A 16,827-nucleotide genomic window follows, 5' to 3' on the forward strand; every position below is an offset into this window, starting at 1 on the left:
CCCCCCCCCCGCCCCCCCCCCCCCACCCCCCCGCCCCCCCCCCCCCCCGGGGCCCGCCCCCCCCCCCCCCCCCCCCCCCCGCTCGGAACACCGCACACGCATCGCTCAGCGTCATTGCCGATGCAGCACACCAAGGAGCGATTCGGCGATACGCGTAGAACGACGGGGCCCGGACACCTGACGGCGTCCGGGCCCCTCTCGCTCGGTGGTGCTTACTGCTTCGTCACCGCTGCCTTGACGGTCGCCTCTCCGGCTTCGCCGCTGGTGGCGGTGTCGGGGAGCTCGCTGAAGGTCAGTTCGAGGGCGAGGGTCTCGGCCTGGACGAACTCGCGGTGCGTCTCGATCGCCGCCTGCACTTCGGCGGGGGCGTCGAGGACGGCCGCGATGCGGTCGCTGACGTTCAGGTCGGCGTCCTTGCGGGCCTGCTGGATGACCCGGACGACGTCGCGGGCGAGGCCCTCGGCGGCGAGTTCCGGGGTGACCTCGGTGTCGAGGACGATGACGCCGGCGTCGTTCGGCAGGGCCTCGGTGTGGTCGGCGTCGACCGCGACCATGGTCAGCTCGAACTCGCCGTCCTCCAGGACCACGCCGCCCGCGGTGACCGTGCCGTCCTCGACGGTCCAGTCGCCGGACTTGACGGCCTTGATGACCCGCTGCACGTCCTTGCCGAGCCGGGGCCCGAGCACGCGCGGGACCAGCTTCAGGTCGGACTTCGAGTAGGCGCTCACGTCGGAGTCGAACTCGACGGCCTTGACGTTCAGCTCGTCCTTGAGCAGGTCCGCGAACGGCGCGAGCCGCTCGGCGTGCCCGGTCGCGACGGTGAGCTTCGCCAGCGGCAGGCGCACGCGGAGCTTGCGGGCCTTGCGCATGAACAGGCCGACCGAGGCGATCTCGCGCACGGCGTCCATCGCCTCGACCAGGGCGTGGTCGGCGGGCAGGTCCTCGGCGGAGGGCCAGTCGGCCAGGTGCACCGAGCGGCCGCCGGTCAGGCCCCGCCAGATGTCCTCGCCGATGAGCGGCAGCAGCGGCGCCGCCACCTCGCACGCGGTCTTCAACGCCGTTGCGAGCGTGGCGAACCCGTCCTCGTCGCCCTCCCAGAACCGGTCGCGCGAGCGGCGCACGTACCAGTTGGTGAGGCTCTCCAGATAGGAGCGGAACGCGGCGGTCGCGCCCGCGAGGTCGTAGGCGTCCATCATCGCGGTCATGGACTCCACGAGCTCCCGCGTCTTCGCCAGCAGGTACCGGTCGAGCCGGTGCTCGCTCGCCAGCGCGGTCGCCCGCGCCTGCTCGGGCGTCGCCTCGTAGCCGGCCGCGCCCGCGTAGAGCGTGTAGAAGTACCACACGTTCCACAAGGGGAGGACGACCTGGCGGACGGCGTCGCGGAACCCGTTCTCGGTGACGGGCATGTCGCCGCCGCGCAGCACGGGCGAGGACATGAGGAACCAGCGCACCGCGTCGGAGCCGTAGCTTTCGAAGGACTCGCGCACATCCGGGTAGTTGTTGAGCGACTTGGACATCTTCTGCCCGTCCTCGCCCAGCAGGGTGCCGTGGACGACGGCGGTGCGGAACGCGGGCCGGTCGAACAGGGCGGTGGCGAGGACGTGGAGCGTGTAGAACCAGCCGCGGGTCTGGGCGGTGTACTCGACGATGAAGTCGCCCGGGTAGTGGTGCTCGAACCAGTCGGCGTTCTCGAACGGGTAGTGGACCTGGGCGAACGGCATGGACCCGGATTCGAACCAGCAGTCGAGGACCTCGGGGACGCGGCGCATCACGGACTTCCCGGTGGGGTCGTCCGGGTTGGGGCGCACGAGGTTGTCGATGCCGGGCCGGTGCAGGTCGGTGACGGGCACGCCGAAGTCGCGTTCGAGGTCGGCCAGGGAGCCGTAGACGTCGACGCGCGGGTAGGCGGGGTCGTCGGAGACCCATACGGGGATGGGGGCGCCCCAGTACCGGTTGCGGCTGATGTTCCAGTCGCGGGCGTTGGCGAGCCATTTGCCGAACTGGCCGTCCTGGATGTGGCCGGGGGTCCAGTCGATCTGCTGGTTGAGCTCGACCATGCGGTCGCGGAAGGTGGTGACGGCGACGAACCACGCGGAGAGGGCGCGCTGGATCAGCGGGGAGCCGCAGCGCCAGCAGTGCGGGTAGTTGTGGTTGTAGGTGTCGTGGCGCAGGAGGCGCTGGGTGTCCTTGAGGTCCTTGATGATGAGCTTGTTGGCCTCGAAGACGTGGACGCCCGCGTAGGGGGGCACTTCGTCGGTGAACTTGCCGGAGTCGTCGACGGGGACGACCGGTTCGATGCCGGCGGCGTCGGTGACGAGCTTGTCCTCTTCACCGAAGGCGGGGGCGATGTGGACGACGCCGGTGCCGTCTTCGGTGGTCACGTAGTCGGCGGTGAGCACCTGGTGGGCGTTCTCGCGGCCGGTGAAGAAGTCGAAGGGCGGGTTGTAGCGCAGGCCGACGAGGTCGGCGCCCTTGTAGCGGGCGAGGACTTCGGGGTGCTCGCCGAGTTCGCGGGCGTAGGCGGCGAGGCGGGCCTCGGCGAGGAGGTAGCGCGAGCCTTCGGATTCGACGACGGCGTAGTCGACGTCGGGGTGGACGGCGGCGGCGAGGTTGGACGGGAGGGTCCAGGGCGTGGTGGTCCAGACGAGGAGCTTCACGCCGTCGAGCGGGCCCTCGGTGGTGACGTCGAGGCCGACGGTGACGGCCGGGTCCTGGCGGTCCCGGTAGGTGTCGTCCATCTTCGTCTCGGTGGCGGCCAGGGGCGTCTCGCAGCGCCAGCAGTACCAGAGGACGCGGTAGCCCTCGTAGATGAGGCCCTTGTCGTGGAGGGTCTTGAAGGCCCACATGACGCTCTCCATGTAGGAGAGGTCGAGGGTCTTGTAGTCGTTCTCGAAGTCGACCCAGCGGGCCTGGCGGGTGACGTAGTCGACCCATTCGCCGGTGTACTGGAGCACGGAGGCCTTGGCGGCGGCGTTGAAGCGGTCGACGCCGTACGCCTCGATGTCGGCCTTCGACTTGAGGCCGAGCTCCTTCTCGGTGGTGACCTCGGCGGGCATGCCGTGGGTGTCCCAGCCGAAGCGGCGTTCGACGCGCTTGCCGCGCATGGTCTGGTAGCGGGGGACGATGTCCTTGACGTAGCCGGTGAGGAGGTGCCCGTAGTGGGGCAGGCCGTTGGCGAAGGGGGGGCCGTCGTAGAAGACGAACTCGTTCGCGCCGTTCTCGCCCGCTTCGCGGGTCTCGATGGAGGCGGCGAAGGTGTCGTCCTTGGTCCAGAAGTCGAGGACGCGGCGCTCGACCTCCGGGAGGTTCGGGCTCGCGGGTACGCCCCGTGCGGGGTCGTCGAGTGGATAGGCCATGGGACCGGTGTCTCCTCACACACACGCCTTGCGGACTTACGGTGTGCGAGGACGAGTCGGGGCTGTTGAGGGCCTGACCCGCGGTACCACCTCGCTTGGCGCCCCTGCTCCTGGTGAAGCCGGTGCGCCCGCTTGATTCGGCGGCGGTGACGGGCCGCGTCCGTCCGGTTCTACTGGGGCTCCACGGGTGCGGCTGGGTTCTTCGCTGCCGCGGTGGGGCCGGTTCTTCCGGAAGCTCGCCGGTGATGGCCGGGTCGACGCTGTTGTCGCCAAGTGTAGCGCCGCCCCCGGGGCGGTCCGCGAGTGATTTGCGGCGCGGCTCGGGCACGTCTCTGCAGCGCACCGACGGCGGTCCCACTCAGTGGGCATGTAGTATTCGGCCTGTGAGAATCCACGCCCGCAACTGGTGGTGGCGTCGCTAAGGCGGCGTCCCTGCTCTTGCGTGCAAGCAGTAAGCGACCGTCTCGAAGGCGGTCGCTTCGTCGTATCCGGGGTCGGCCGCCTCGAGTCGGGACCTGAGACCCATTGAGAGGGCCGATGACCAAGTTTCTGACACCCGCCGGCGTGACGGTCGAACGCCACGTCAGCGAGCTCGACGACCCGGACTTGACGCCGATCGTCGCGCAGGTGGAGACCCGCCGCGGCGGGGTCCTGTCGAGCGGCATGGAGTATCCGGGCCGGTACTCGCGCTACCACCTAGCCTATGTCGACCCGTCCCTCGAGGTCGTGGCGCGCGGGCGCGAGGTGACCGTGCGGCAGCTGAACGCCCGCGGGTTCCTGCTCGTCGACGTGCTCGCGGACGCGCTCACGGAGGCCGGGGTCGGCGAGGTCACCAGGTGCGACCGCGAGGTCCACGTCCAGGTGCCGATGCCGACCGAGCGGGTCCCCGAGGAGCTGCGCTCGAAGCTGCCGACGGCGTTCTCCGCGCTGCGGGTGATCCTCGAGGCGCTGCGCTGCGACGACCCGTACCTGGGGCTGTGGGGCGCGTTCGGGTACGACCTGGCCTACCAGTTCGAGCCGATCCCGTTCGCGAAGGAGCGGCCCGACGACGCCCGCGACCTGGTGCTGCACCTGGCCGACGAGATCTACGTGGTCGACCGCAAGCGCGAGACCGCGCAGGTGCGCCGCTACGACTTCTCGTTCGGCGGGCGCTCCACGAAGGGCCTCTCGCGCGAGACCGAGTCGCTGGACTACGTGCAGGCCGAGTCGGTCCCCGAGGGGCCGGTGCCCGGCGTGTACGCCGACACGGTGCGCCGCGCGCGGCAGGAGTTCAAGGCGGGCAACCTGTTCGAGGTCGTGCCGGGCCACGAGATGTACGCGGCGTGCGACTCGCCGACCGCGTTCTACGAGCGGCTGCGGACCGCGAACCCGGCGCCGTACGAGTTCCTGTTCAACCTCGGCGACCGCGAGTACCTGGTGGGGGCCTCGCCGGAGATGTTCGTGCGGGTCACGGGCGACCGGGTGGAGACGTGCCCGATCTCGGGGACGATCGCGCGCGGGGACGACCCGATGCACGACGCCTCGCAGATCGCCCTGCTCATCGGCTCCTCGAAGGAGGAGTCGGAGCTGACTATGTGCACCGACGTGGACCGCAACGACAAGGCCCGCGTGTGCGTGCCGGGTTCGGTGAAGGTGCTGGGGCGCAGGCAGATCGAGATGTACTCGCGGCTGATCCACACCGTGGACCACATCGAGGGGCGGCTGCGGCCGGAGATGGACGCGCTGGACGCGTTCCTGACCCACATGTGGGCGGTGACGGTGACGGGCGCGCCGAAGACCTGGGCGATGCGGTTCATCGAGGAGCAGGAGACGACGCCGCGGCGCTGGTACGGCGGTGCGGTCGGGTTCGTCGGGTTCGACGGTTCGATGAACACGGGCCTGACGCTGCGCACGGCGCAGATCCGCGACGGCGTCGCGTGCGTGCGCGCGGGCGCGACCCTCCTGTACGACTCCGACCCGGACGCCGAAGAGGCCGAGACGCACTTGAAGGCGCGGGCACTCCTGGAGACCGCTGCGGGCGGGATCGGCGCGGCCGCGGTGGTGCCCGAGCCGATCGAGGTCGCGGGCGGGCCGGCGGGCAACGGCCGCAAGGTGCTGCTGGTGGACCACGAGGACTCGTTCGTGAACACCCTCGGCGACTACTTCCGCCAGCACGGCTGCGAGGTCACGACGCTGCGGTTCGGGTTCGACGCCGCGGAGGTGCTGGCCGAGACCGCCCCTGACCTGGTGGTGCTCTCGCCCGGGCCGGGCCGGCCGCAGGACTTCGGCACGGCCGGGCTGCTCGACGAGCTCGAGGAGCGGGGCGTGCCGGTGTTCGGGGTCTGCCTGGGGCTGCAGGCGATGGTCGAGCACGCGGGCGGTTCGCTGTCGCTGCTGGACCAGCCGAGCCACGGCAAGCCCGGCAACGTGAAGGTGACCGGCGGGGGCCTGTTCGACGGCCTGCCGGCCGAGGTCGTCGCGGCGCGCTACCACTCGCTGTACGCCACTCCCGACCAGGTGAAGGGCGATTTCGCGGCGACCGCGGCGATCGACGAGGTCGTCATGGCGATCGAGGCGCCCGGGAAGCGCTGGTTCGGCGTGCAGTTCCACCCCGAGTCGATCCTGACTGCGGCTGGGGCGCACGGGCACCGGATCATCGGGAACGTGCTGCGGCTGACCGCTTGAGCCTGCCGAGATGACGTTGAAGGGCCGGGGGGCGCGGAGGCGCTTCCCGGCCCTTTGCGGTGCGGGCGTTCGGTTCTCGTTACGAGGTGTACTCCCAGTCTTGGACGCAGGACCAGGCGCTGTAGCCCCAGGCGCCGTTCCAGAAGACCTCCATCCAGTAGTCGCTGGTGAGGCCGCAGGCGCTGTACTGGCCGCCGGAGCCGCGTTCGCAGGAGACCGGTACCCAGGTGTCGGCCGGGATGACCTCGAGGATCGCCGAGCCGACCTCGGCGAGACGGCGGTGGTTGACGCCCTCGGTGAAGCGGGCCCGGCAGGTCCGCTGCTCCGTGGCGGTGGCCGGAACTACGGCCGTGCTCTCGATCCGCGATTTCACGGGCGTCGGCATGTCGACGGGTACGCGCGGAGCCGCGGTGGCCGATGACATGGCAGAGAACGACAGCGCGAGCGCGGCCGCAATGACGCCGATGGCAGTGAAGAACTTCTTCATTACCAGGATCACCCCTTTGGTGAACTTGTTCATGCTTACGCCTTATGACGTGATCTCAACCTAATTACGATGAAGAGCGCGTTACTGCACAAAACGGGTAATGTCAGGAAGCCGACAAAAAGTTCGCCCGCATGGTGCAGCCCTGCGGAGGCCCCGCGGGGCGGTCGTTTCGGCGACGTCTCAGGGCGGGCGCGGTCGAGCCGATCGGGCAGCGGCCGTGGTGATGCGACTTCCCGGCGTCCCGGTTCCGGCCGCGTCCGGTAGGCGGAGCGGCAGCGCGCGTGCCATGGGAGCCAACGGATTTCGGGCTGAGCGGACTGTTCGAACGGGTTCGTCGGCGCGTGTCGGTGGGACGTGATTTGCTGGCGGGATGGCGAAAACCGTGTACAACACAGCGACCAGCATCGACGGCTACCTCGCGGACCCCGAGAACTCGCTCGAGTGGCTCTTCACCGTGCCGGGAGGCCATCCCGAGGAGGCGGGCGAGGACGCGGAGACCCCGCTCGACGAGTTCGGCGAGTTCCTCGCCGGGGTCGGCGCGATCTGCATGGGGTCCACCACGTACGAGTGGATCCTCGAGCACGAGAACCTCCTCGAGAACCCGGACAAGTGGGAGTACGAGGCGCCTATGTGGGTGTTCACGAGCCGGGACCTGCCGGCGGTGCCGGGCAAGGACATCCGGTTCGTGTCCGGCGACGTCGCGGCGATCCACGCCGAGATGGTCGCGGCGGCAGGCGATAAGGACCGGTGGATCGTCGGCGGCGGCGACCTCGTCGGCCAGTTCTTCGACGCCGGCCTCCTCGACGAGGTCCGCGCCTCGCTCGCGCCGGTCTTCCTCGGCGACGGCGCACCGATCCTGCCGCGCCGGATCCTCTCCCACCACCTCGAACTGACCGAGGCCAAGAGCGTGGGCCAGTTCGCCTGCCTCACTTACAAGGTGAAGTAACGCGAGAGACCCTCGGTTCGGTTGCGAATGCGAAAGGGGGGAGGGCCCCTCCCCTCCCCCCACCCCACCCGCCCTGATGTGTCGGGCCGGAGCCGAACGGCCGGCATACGCTCAGGTCCGGTCGGTCCGGCCCGTTCTGGTCTGTGGACCCGCGGTGCGGGTCAGGCGACGGTGTTCGGCCGCGCTAGCCATCGGGGGTCGATGACGCGGTTGCGGCCGTCGCGCCGCTCTGGTGGCCGCCCGGCCCTTGCGGGCCGGGCGGGGCTCGTACTAGTCGTTGTCGTTGTCGTCCCGGTCGTCGTCGCGGTCGTCGGCGTCGTTGTCGTCGCCGTCGTCATCGGTGCCGTCGTCGTCACCGTCATCGTCGTTCGCGTCGTCGTCGGCGAACACATCGGTGACCGTGCCGTCGAGGGCGTTGACAGCTACGTCCCAGTCGGCGCCGCCGGCGTCCGTCACCTCGACCACCCAGACCGGAGCCTCGGCGGTGCCTTCGAGGTCGACGTCGTAGACCTCCCCCGGGACCTCCGCGAGCGCGGCCTCGACGGCCGCGTCCTCGCCGATGGCCTCGTCCGGCAGCACGAAGTCGTCGTCATCGGCGCCGTCGCGGTCGTCGTCGTAGCGGTCGTCCGACCCGTTCGCGTCGTCGGCCGCCTGCTCGGCGCGGTCGTCACGGTCGTCGATCTCGTCCGCCGCGAACGCGGCGGCGGTGCCGCCGCCGAGGAGCAGGACGCCTGCGGCGCCGGCGATCACGAGGGTGCGCTGGCGGCCGCGGAAGCGGCGGCGCCCGGTCGCCTCGGGCTGGTCGGGGGTCGAGGCCTGCTGGGTGTCGGTCGGAGCGTTCATGTCGTTTCCTCTCGTTGCTGTGCGGATCTGATGTCGGCAACGATGCGCGCCCGAACCTGAAGCCAAGCTGAAGTCGCCTGAAGCCGTCTTCAGGAAACTCGGGTGGAGCGGTTCGACGGGCGGTTGGTTCGGGTGTTCTGCCTGGCAGCGGCCCGTTCTGCGTGTCCGCGAGCTTCTTCAGGCTGGCTTCAGGTTCGCTGTGTCAAGCTTCGGGACATGCGATTGCTGATGGTGGAAGACGAGCAGCGGCTGGCCAAGATGGTCGCCGCCGGGCTGGCGGCCGAGGGGTACGCCGTCGACCTCGCCCATGACGGCCGGACCGGCCTGTCGATGGCCCGCATCGGCGACTACGACGCGATCATCCTCGACATCATGCTGCCGGTCATGAACGGCTACCAGGTCTGCGCGGCCCTCCGCCAGGAAGGCGTCGCCACACCGATCCTCATGCTCACCGCCAAAGACGGCGAATACGACGAGGCCGAAGGCCTCGACACCGGCGCGGACGACTACCTCACCAAACCGTTCTCCTTCGTGGTCCTCCAGGCGCGCATCCGCGCCATGATGCGCCGCGGCCGGTCCGCGTCCGCCGCTCCGACCGTGTGGCGCTTCGGCGACCTCACCGTCGACCCGGCCACCCGCACCTGCCGGCGCGGCGGCGAGCCCGTCGAACTCACCTCCAAGGAGTTCTCGGTCCTGGAGTACCTCGCGAGCCGCGCGGGCGAAGTCGTGTCCAAATCCGAGATCCTCCACCACGTGTGGGACTTCGCCTACGACGGCGACGTGAACATCGTCGAGGTGTACGTCTCCAACCTGCGCCGCAAGATCGACGCCCCCTACCGGCGCACCTCGATCGCGACCGTCCGCGGCGCTGGCTACCGACTGGCGGCCGACGGTGGATAGGCCCGAGGTGAGCAAGGCGCAGCGGGCCGAGATCCGGCGGGCCATGAAACGCGCCGAAGGCAAGAAGCCGTTCTGGCGGCCCGATTCGGTGCGGGCGCGCGCCACCGTGGGCGCGACCCTCGTCGTCGCGGTGGCCCTCGTCGCCGCCGGGCTCCTGGTCGTGACCCTGCTGCGCGACAACCTGTACGGCCGCGCGGAACTCACCGCGGAGGTCAGCGCGCGGTCCGTCGCCGGCCAGCTCGCCTCGGGCACGGCGCCTTCGGCGATCGAGCTGCCCGACGACGACGAGCTCGTGCAGATCGTGGACGCGAACGGGACCGTGGTCGCGGCCAGCGAGGACCTCGCGGGCGCGGAAGCGGTGGGCGCCTTCGCCCCCGAGCCCGATCCGACTCGGACCGAGCCGACCGAGACCGCGCAGGCGGAGACCCAGACCGACGATGACGACGATGACGGCGACGACCAGGATGACGACGCGGATGACGACGACTCCGCGACCCCTTCGAGCGACGCCCCGAGCACCACGGCCGCAGGCGGCGCCGTCGGCTCGCGGATCAACTACGAGACGGTGAACCTGCCCGGCGACGAGCCCTCCTACCGGTTCGCGGCTATCACCGCCAGGGCCCCGGACGGCACCGTGTACGCCGTGTACTCCGGTGCCTCCCTTGAGACCCAAGAAGAGGCGGTCGCCAGTGTCGGGGCCACCATGGCGTGGGCGCTGCTGCCGCTGCTGCTCGTGGTCGCCGTGGTGACCTGGCTGGTGGTCCGGCGTGCGCTGCGGCCGGTGCGGGCGATCCAGAAGGAGCTCATCGAGATCACCGGCGGCGACCTGAGCCGGCGGGTGCCCGTGCCGGCGAGCCGCGACGAGATCCACAGCCTCGCCAGAACGACGAATATGACCCTCGAAGCGCTCGACACGGCCGTCGACCAGCAGCGCCGGTTCGTCGCCGACGCATCGCACGAGCTGCGGAGCCCGCTCGCGATCCTGCGCACGCAGTTGGAGATCGCCAAGGAGCACCCGGAACTGCTCGACCTGGACGCCACGCTGGGCGATGTGACGCGGCTGCAGGACCTCGCGACCGACCTGCTGCTGCTCGCGCGCCTCGACGCCGGGGAGCGGCCGCCGCACGTGGCGGTGCCGTTCACCGAGCTGGTGCGCGAGGAGGTGGCCCGCCGGGCCGCCACCGACCGGGTGCCGGTGCGGCTGGAGGTCGAGGAGGACCTGTCGGTGTGGGGCGTGCGCGGGCATCTGGCGCGGGCGGTCGGGAACCTGCTCGCGAACGCGCAGCGCCACGCCGCCGGGCAGGTCTCGGTGCGGCTGGCCGCCGAGGACGACGACTGGCTGCGACTCGACGTCGCGGACGACGGCAACGGCGTGCCCAAAGGCCAGCGGCGGCGGATCTTCGACCGGTTCGTGCGGCTCGACGAGTCCCGCAGCCGCGACGAGGGCGGCGCGGGCTTGGGACTGGCGATCGTGCAGGACGTGGCACTGGAGCACCACGGCATGGTCTACGTGCTCGACGCGCCCGAAGGGGGCGCGTTGTTCCGTCTGGCGTTGCGCCGCACGGAGAGAGGGTTCTGAACAGCACGGAAATGGTGAGCGGCGCTGGGTCCGGCCGCAGTCCACTTCAGCCGTCAACGGGTAGGGACCTCGCGGGCAGCATGTCGATGCGGGCGGGGTTGCTCCGGCCCTGTTGGCGTATGTGTTTGGGGCGCATACGGCGCTTTGGGTCGGCCGCCGTTGTGACGGGTTCTCGGCTTCGGGTCGGCCCTGTCCGTTCGCGGCGGGCGGTCCTTACGATGGCCGCATGAAGGCTTGGATCCCCCACGAGGCCGGACTCGACCAGCTCGGTCCGGTTCCTGACGGCGTGTCCGTCGAGGTGTACGACGGCGGCGACTACCCCTCGGACCCCGGTGGCGTCGAGTTCCTGGTGCCGCCCGCGGCTCCCAAGGCGACGCTGCCGGGCATGTCGTACTCGACACCGCCGGTGCTGGCGGACATGCCGAACCTGAAGGTCGTGCAGCTGCTCAGTGCGGGTGTCGAGAACTGGGTGCCGTATGTGCCTGACGGCGTGCTGCTGTGCAACAACCGCGGGGCGCACACAGAGGTGACGGCCGAGTGGGTGATGGCCGCGACGCTCGCGTCGGTGCGTCGGCTCGACGTGTTCGCCCGCAACCAGTCCGAAGGCAAGTGGAAGCTCGCCTGGGGCACGACCCTCTCGGGGAAGCGCGCGGTGATCATCGGCGCCGGTTCGATCGGCGAGGCGGTGGCGCGCCGGTTCGAGGCCTCCGGGCTCGACGTGCGGATGGTGGCGCGGACGGCGCGGCCGGGGGTCGGGACGCTCGCGGACCTGCCCGGGCTGCTGCCCGAGGCCGATGTCGTGGTGGTCATGGTGCCGTTGACGCCGGAGACCGAGGGTCTGGTGGATGCGACGTTCCTGGCGCGGATGCGCGACGGCGCGCTGCTGGTGAACGCGGCCCGCGGGAAGATCGTCGACACTGCGGCGCTGACCGCGGAGATCGCGTCCGGGCGGCTGCGATGCGCGCTCGATGTGACGGAGCCGGAGCCGCTGCCCGCCGACCACGAGCTGTGGGGCCTGGAGGGCGCGATCGTGACGCCGCACGTGGGAGGCGCGGTCCTCGGGTTCATCGAGCGGGTGTACCCGCGGGTGGGCGAGCAGATCCGGCGCTTCGCAGCGGGTGAGCCGCTCCAGAACGTGGTGGAGAACGGCTATTAGCGGTGCGGGTCGCCGCATGCTGGAGCTTTGATGGTTCGATGGTGCGGTGATGACGCGATTCGAGGAACTGGGCTGGCGTAATTCGCCGATGGGCGAGATCAGTCTGCGGCGGCGGTACGACCCTGAGGTGCGGGCCGAGGTCTACGAGGTGAAGCTGGACGAGGACTTCCTCATGTCGAGCCTGTTCACCGTGGCCGAACGGGAGCTCTCGCACCTGGGCCTGGCCCGCGTGGCGAGCGGCGGGGACCTCGAGGTGATCGTCGGCGGTCTCGGCTTGGGGTACACGGCCCTTGCGGCCCTTGAGGATCCGCGGGTGCGGGACTTGACGGTGATCGAGTACTCGGAGGCGGTCATCGACTGGCATGAGCGGGACCTGCTGCCCGACACGGTCGGTCTCGCGGCGGACGAGCGGGTGCACTTGGCGTGCGCGGACTTCTTCGCCGCGGCGATGAGCGACGAGGGGTTCGACCCCGAGCGGCACGGCCGGGCGTTCGATGCGATCCTGCTCGACATCGACCACTCCCCCAGCCGGGTCCTGCACTCGCCGCACGCGGAGTTCTACACCGCGGCGGGCATGCGGGCCATGGCCGCGCACTTGAAGCCCGAAGGGGTGTTCGCGATCTGGTCGGACGACCCGCCGGAGCCGGAGTTCATGACCGTCCTGATGGAGGTCTTCACCGGTGTGCAGGCCAAGCGGGTCTGGTTCGACAACCCGTACACCCAGGGGCGCTCCTCGAACACCGTGTACACGGCGATCCGGGCCTAGCGTCAGGAGACGCGAGCGCCGAGCGGGACGTCCGCGTCGGGGGCCAGGAGGACCACTTCGTCGGTGCTTTCACCATCAGTGCCCTCGACGGGGACGCCGAGGACCAGCACCTCGGATTTGAAGCCGGCGATGCGGCGCGGCGGGAAGTTGGTCACGGCGACCACCATGCGCCCCACCAGTTCTTCGGCGCTGTAGCAGGCGGTGATCTGGGCGCTCGACTGCTTGACGCCGTGCTCGCCGAAGTCGATCCACAGCTTGTACGCGGGGACGTGGGCTTTGGCGTTGACCTCGGTCTTGACGACGCGTCCGGCGCGGATCTCAGTGCGGAAGAAGTCTTCGGCGGAGCTGTGCTCGGGGTTCTGGGCGGGTTCGGTCATGGCCGCAGAATAGCGCTAGGGGGCGTCGAAGCGCCGCCGCATTTCGGCGAGGGCGTCGTCGGTGAGGCGGCCGTAGAGGCGGAGCCGGGCCATGCCGCCGTCCGGATAGATGTGCAGCCGCACCGAGGTGGCGGGCCTGTCGTTGTCGAGGACGAAGCGGTGCGGGGTGTCCGGCTGGAGTTTCGTGCGCGGCAGGAGCGTGAACGCGGTTTCGCCGTCGTGCGCTTCGAGCGAGGCCCAGCCGGGGGCGTTGTGCTTGAGGTGGGTGGTGTCGAGCTCGGCGACGCGGACGGTGCCGCGGCCGGCGAGGCGCACGTCGAGCCATTCGTGGCCGGGTTCGCGACGGCGGGCGGTCTCCCAGCCGTCGGCCTGGCTGGCGGGCAGGCCGGGTGTGATCGCGCCGACCGGGTTGGAGTAGAAGGCGTTCGAGGCGCCCGTGACCGTGGCGCCGTTGGCGAGCGCGGCGAGGTCGAGGGGCAGGTCGGCGAAGCCGGACGGGTCGGGCACGGGCGTGCCGTGGACGCGAAGGCGCGCGATGCCGCCGTCCGGGTGCATGTTGAGGCGCACATGGGTGCAGCGGCCCGTGTCGCGGACCGCGTACTCGTTCACGCTGTCGCCCTTGGCTTCGGCGACAGGGACGAGAGGCCGCCAGTCGGCTTCCAGGATCTCGGTGAGGTCGGGGTGGCCGTCGAGGCGGCAGGCGTCGACGGAGATCCGGGGCGGGAAGTTGCCGGTGAAGTAGGCGGTGTCGACGACGACGCCGCTCACGGTGCCGGGGATGCCGAGGCGCACGATCGCCCAGTCGTGGCCGCTCTCGCGGCGGCGGCGGGTCTCCCAGCCGTCGTAGAGCTGTCCTTTGTGGCCGAAGGTGTGCGGCTGGTGGACGACCGGGTAGGGCCGGATCAGGCTCTCCTTCTCGGCGAAGGACTCGTCGTTGGCGGCGAGCACGGCCCCGCCGAGGGCGCGGGCGGCGAGGTCGGGCAGGGTCCGCCAGTGGCCGGGGTCCACCAGGTGGTCGCCGGGTTCGAGCGTCTGGGTCATCGGGGGCTCCTTCGCAGTTGGCGGCCGCGCGGGGCGGCGTCGGTGTCGACGGGCGTGCCGCGCAGCCAGGTCGTGGCGACCCTGCCCGTCAGTGTCTCGCGGTCGTAGGGGGTCACGGGGTGGCGGTGCAGGAGGTCTTCGGCGCGCACGGTCCATTCCCGTTCCGGGTCGAACGCGACGAGGTCGGCGTCGGCTCCGGTCGCGATGCGGCCCTTGCGGTCGAGGCCCACGAGGTCGGCGGGGCCGGTGCTCATCCACCGGGCCAGGTCGGACAGGGCGAGACCGCGGCGGCGCGCTTCCGTCCACATGACGGGGAGCCCGAGTTGCAGTGAGGCGATGCCGCCCCAGGAGGTGGCGAAGTCGCCGGTCTTCAGGCCGGGCGGGCTGGGCGAGTGGTCGGAGACGACGATGTCGATGCGGCCTTCGGCGAGCCCGTCCCAGAGCGCTTCGCGGTTGGCTTCGCCGCGGATCGGCGGGCAGCACTTGAAGGCGGTGGCGCCGTCGGGGATGCGCTCGGCCGCGAGGTGGAGGTAGTGGGGGCAGGTCTCGACGGTGATGCGGACGCCGTCCCGCCGGGCGGCGTCGAGGTCGGCGAGGGCTTCGGCTGCGGCGAGGTGGAGGAGGTGGACGCGGGCGCCGGTGGCGCGCGCGGCGGCGATGATCTCGCGGACAGCGCTGGTCTCGGCCTCGGGCGGCCGGGTGGCGAGGAATCGGTCGAAGTCGGGGGCGGAGTCGGCGTCGTGGAGGTGGGCGGGGTCTTCGGCGTGGACGAGGAGGAGCGCGTCGAGGGCGGCGACGGTGGTGCACGCGCGGTGGAGCCCGGCGGTGTCGAGCGGGGGGAACTCGTCGACTCCCGAAGGGGCCGTGAAGCATTTGAAGCCGAACACGCCGGCGTCGTGGAGGCCCTTGAGTTCGGTGTCGTTGCCGGGGATCGCGCCGCCCCAGAAACCGGTGTCGACCCAGGTCTTTCCGCGGGCGGCGGCGCGCTTGGCGGCCAGCGCGGCGGTGTCGACGGTGGGCGGGAGGCTGTTGAGCGGCATGTCGATGATCGTGGTGACGCCTCCCGCGGCGGCGGCGCGGGTGGCGGTGGCGAACCCTTCCCATTCGGTGCGGCCGGGTTCGTTGACGTGTACGTGGGTGTCGACGAGGCCGGGTAGGAGGGCGAGGTCGCGGAGGTCTTCGGTGCGGTGGGCGGGGATGGGCTCGTCGTAGTCGCCGATGACGGCGATGCGCTCGCCCGCGATGGCGACGGCGGCGGGCCGTTCGCCGTCGGGGAGGACGGTTCGGCGGGAGCGGAGCACCAGGTCGTAGATGACGGGAGCGGAAATGTCGTAGGGGTCGGTCATCATGGTGACTCCAGGTGCTCGCTTGGTTACGAGAAGGCTCGTGTTGCGGCGGGGCCGTTGACGACGACGGTGGAGGTGCGATGGACAGGCGCGACGGTTCGGGCGATCTGGTCGGGAACGCGGCCGAGGATGCTGCTGCGGCCTGGGCCGCGGCCAAGGCTGGTGCCGGTTCCGGTGCCGCAATTGGGACCGGAGCCGCGAGCGGAGCCGGGGATGGAACCACTGCGGTCACGGCGGCCGCCAGGGACGGGCCGATCGGTGCCGATGTTGCGCAGGCGCTTAGACGGCCCGCCGGCGTTCGGCTCCCAGGCCATCGCAGAGCGGCGAACGAGACCGGGACCGACGCGAAGGCCGAGCCGCGGTCGAAGTCGCAGCCAGGACCGGGACGGCCGTGGGAGCCGAGACCCGGTTCGCGACCGAGGCCGAGGCTGGTACCGCCGCGGTCACGGCCGCCACCCCGGGCAGTCCGACCGGTGCCATTGCGGCGCAGGTGCTTCGACGGTCTCGACGGTGCTTGTCCCTGTGCAGCGGCGATCGGGTCCGGTTTCTCGGAACGGAGGTGCCGCTGAAGGCTCATGGGGCCTCGGCTTTCGTGGCGCGGTAGGCGCGCCAGGAGCCGTGGGCGGTGATGTCGATGAGTTCGGGCAGGTCGGCGCAGTTGTCGCGCAGGCGCATGCCGAGCGCTTCGGAGCCGTCTGCCATGCCGACGACGCCGAGTTCGAGGTCGGCCGGTTCGGCCGGCAGGAGGGAGGTGCGCAAGACGGTGAGGTCGATGTCGTAGAGCTCGCCGTCGATGGCCGCGCCCTGCCCTTCGGGTGCGAGTTGGAGGGCCGGATGGTCGTCGCCCACGGAGTGCAGCCGGTAGATCGGCAGCGTCGTGGCAGGGCCGACGAACGGCGCGCCGCCGATGAGGTGGTGGAGGTTTCCACCTTTCATGCCGCCTCCGTTGAGGAACATGTGGACCATCCTCGGCTCCTTCGGTTCTCGGTGTTCGGTTGCTGGGCTTGCGGTTCAGTGGTAAGGCTTGGTGGTGGCTGGTGGCTGGTGGCTGGTGGCTGGTGGCTGGTGGCTGGTGGCTGGTGGCTGGTGGCTGGTGGCTGGTGGCTGGTGGCTGGTGGCTGGTGGCTGGTGGCTGGTGGCTGGTGGCTGGTGGCTGGTGGCCGGTGGCCGGTGGCTGGTGGCTGGTGGCTGGTGGCTGGTGGCCGGTGGCCGGTGGCCGGTGGCCGGTGGCCGGTGGCCGGTGGCCGGTGGCCGGTGCCGAACCTTGGTCCTTGGTCTCGCCGTTTGATGCCCTAGCCCGGCTCGAGTTCTGGGTCGGGACCGGTCGGATCGGCTGCGGCTGCGGCTGCGGCTGCGGCTGCGGCTG

13 protein-coding genes are annotated in these 16,827 nt (G+C 70.8%); 6 read left to right on the forward strand and 7 right to left on the reverse strand.

The window, feature by feature from the left end:
- Positions 1-212: 212 nt before the first annotated feature.
- Positions 213-3,356, reverse strand: a complete 3,144-nt coding sequence (ileS, locus tag O2L52_RS08905) for an isoleucine--tRNA ligase (RefSeq protein WP_270115014.1) — start codon at positions 3,354-3,356, stop codon at positions 213-215.
- A 537-nt stretch (positions 3,357-3,893) separates the two neighbouring features.
- Here ileS and O2L52_RS08910 point away from each other — a divergent pair.
- Complete coding sequence (locus tag O2L52_RS08910) at positions 3,894-6,020, forward strand: anthranilate synthase component I (protein ID WP_270115015.1); 2,127 nt, start codon at positions 3,894-3,896, stop codon at positions 6,018-6,020.
- A 79-nt stretch (positions 6,021-6,099) separates the two neighbouring features.
- Here O2L52_RS08910 and O2L52_RS08915 read toward each other — a convergent pair whose 3' ends face one another.
- Complete coding sequence (locus tag O2L52_RS08915; RefSeq protein WP_270115016.1) at positions 6,100-6,540, reverse strand: hypothetical protein; 441 nt, start codon at positions 6,538-6,540, stop codon at positions 6,100-6,102.
- Between the two features lie 337 nt (positions 6,541-6,877).
- Here O2L52_RS08915 and O2L52_RS08920 point away from each other — a divergent pair, with 337 nt between their 5' ends.
- Complete coding sequence (locus O2L52_RS08920; protein ID WP_270115017.1) at positions 6,878-7,453, forward strand: dihydrofolate reductase family protein; 576 nt, start codon at positions 6,878-6,880, stop codon at positions 7,451-7,453.
- Between the two features lie 270 nt (positions 7,454-7,723).
- Here O2L52_RS08920 and O2L52_RS08925 read toward each other — a convergent pair whose 3' ends face one another.
- On the reverse strand, positions 7,724-8,296 hold the full coding sequence (locus O2L52_RS08925; protein ID WP_270115018.1) for a PepSY domain-containing protein: 573 nt from the start codon (positions 8,294-8,296) through the stop codon (positions 7,724-7,726).
- A gap of 216 nt (positions 8,297-8,512) precedes the next feature.
- Here O2L52_RS08925 and O2L52_RS08930 point away from each other — a divergent pair, with 216 nt between their 5' ends.
- The 4 genes from O2L52_RS08930 (at position 8,513) to O2L52_RS08945 (ending at position 12,697) form a co-directional block, all read left to right on the forward strand.
- Positions 8,513-9,196, forward strand: a complete 684-nt coding sequence (locus O2L52_RS08930) for a response regulator transcription factor (protein WP_270115019.1) — start codon at positions 8,513-8,515, stop codon at positions 9,194-9,196.
- Between the two features lie 43 nt (positions 9,197-9,239).
- Positions 9,240-10,775, forward strand: coding sequence for a sensor histidine kinase (locus O2L52_RS08935; RefSeq protein WP_344472017.1), 1,536 nt, complete (start codon positions 9,240-9,242; stop codon positions 10,773-10,775).
- 226 nt (positions 10,776-11,001) lie between these two features.
- Positions 11,002-11,931, forward strand: a complete 930-nt coding sequence (locus O2L52_RS08940) for a 2-hydroxyacid dehydrogenase (protein WP_270115021.1) — start codon at positions 11,002-11,004, stop codon at positions 11,929-11,931.
- A 46-nt stretch (positions 11,932-11,977) separates the two neighbouring features.
- A complete protein-coding gene (locus O2L52_RS08945) occupies positions 11,978-12,697 on the forward strand; it encodes a polyamine aminopropyltransferase (protein ID WP_344471951.1) in 720 nt (239 codons plus the stop codon).
- 2 nt (positions 12,698-12,699) lie between these two features.
- Here O2L52_RS08945 and O2L52_RS08950 read toward each other — a convergent pair whose 3' ends face one another.
- The 4 genes from O2L52_RS08950 to O2L52_RS08965 all read right to left on the reverse strand — a co-directional run bounded on the left by O2L52_RS08950 (position 12,700) and on the right by O2L52_RS08965 (position 16,427).
- A complete protein-coding gene (locus tag O2L52_RS08950; RefSeq protein WP_270115023.1) occupies positions 12,700-13,074 on the reverse strand; it encodes a tRNA-binding protein in 375 nt (124 codons plus the stop codon).
- 15 nt (positions 13,075-13,089) lie between these two features.
- Positions 13,090-14,115, reverse strand: a complete 1,026-nt coding sequence (alc, locus tag O2L52_RS08955) for an allantoicase (protein ID WP_270115024.1) — start codon at positions 14,113-14,115, stop codon at positions 13,090-13,092.
- Complete coding sequence (gene allB, locus O2L52_RS08960; RefSeq protein ID WP_373897013.1) at positions 14,112-15,464, reverse strand: allantoinase AllB; 1,353 nt, start codon at positions 15,462-15,464, stop codon at positions 14,112-14,114. Before allB ends, alc begins: the two co-directional genes overlap by 4 nt.
- A gap of 570 nt (positions 15,465-16,034) precedes the next feature.
- A complete protein-coding gene (locus O2L52_RS08965) occupies positions 16,035-16,427 on the reverse strand; it encodes an allophanate hydrolase-related protein (protein WP_270115026.1) in 393 nt (130 codons plus the stop codon).
- Positions 16,428-16,827 lie beyond the last annotated feature (400 nt).

This window comes from Glycomyces algeriensis (genome assembly GCF_027622855.1).
Lineage (GTDB): Bacteria > Actinomycetota > Actinomycetes > Mycobacteriales > Micromonosporaceae > Glycomyces > Glycomyces algeriensis.

Coding starts and splice junctions, on each gene's coding strand:
- O2L52_RS08915 (WP_270115016.1), bottom strand. CDS start 6,540: ATGAACAAGTTCACCAAAGGGGTGATCCTGGTAATGAAGAAGTTCTTC.
- O2L52_RS08930 (WP_270115019.1), top strand. CDS start 8,513: ATGCGATTGCTGATGGTGGAAGACGAGCAGCGGCTGGCCAAGATGGTC.
- O2L52_RS08910 (WP_270115015.1), top strand. CDS start 3,894: ATGACCAAGTTTCTGACACCCGCCGGCGTGACGGTCGAACGCCACGTC.
- allB (WP_373897013.1), bottom strand. CDS start 15,464: ATGATGACCGACCCCTACGACATTTCCGCTCCCGTCATCTACGACCTG.
- alc (WP_270115024.1), bottom strand. CDS start 14,115: ATGACCCAGACGCTCGAACCCGGCGACCACCTGGTGGACCCCGGCCAC.
- ileS (WP_270115014.1), bottom strand. CDS start 3,356: ATGGCCTATCCACTCGACGACCCCGCACGGGGCGTACCCGCGAGCCCG.
- O2L52_RS08925 (WP_270115018.1), bottom strand. CDS start 8,296: ATGAACGCTCCGACCGACACCCAGCAGGCCTCGACCCCCGACCAGCCC.
- O2L52_RS08965 (WP_270115026.1), bottom strand. CDS start 16,427: ATGGTCCACATGTTCCTCAACGGAGGCGGCATGAAAGGTGGAAACCTC.
- O2L52_RS08935 (WP_344472017.1), top strand. CDS start 9,240: ATGAAACGCGCCGAAGGCAAGAAGCCGTTCTGGCGGCCCGATTCGGTG.
- O2L52_RS08950 (WP_270115023.1), bottom strand. CDS start 13,074: ATGACCGAACCCGCCCAGAACCCCGAGCACAGCTCCGCCGAAGACTTC.
- O2L52_RS08940 (WP_270115021.1), top strand. CDS start 11,002: ATGAAGGCTTGGATCCCCCACGAGGCCGGACTCGACCAGCTCGGTCCG.
- O2L52_RS08920 (WP_270115017.1), top strand. CDS start 6,878: ATGGCGAAAACCGTGTACAACACAGCGACCAGCATCGACGGCTACCTC.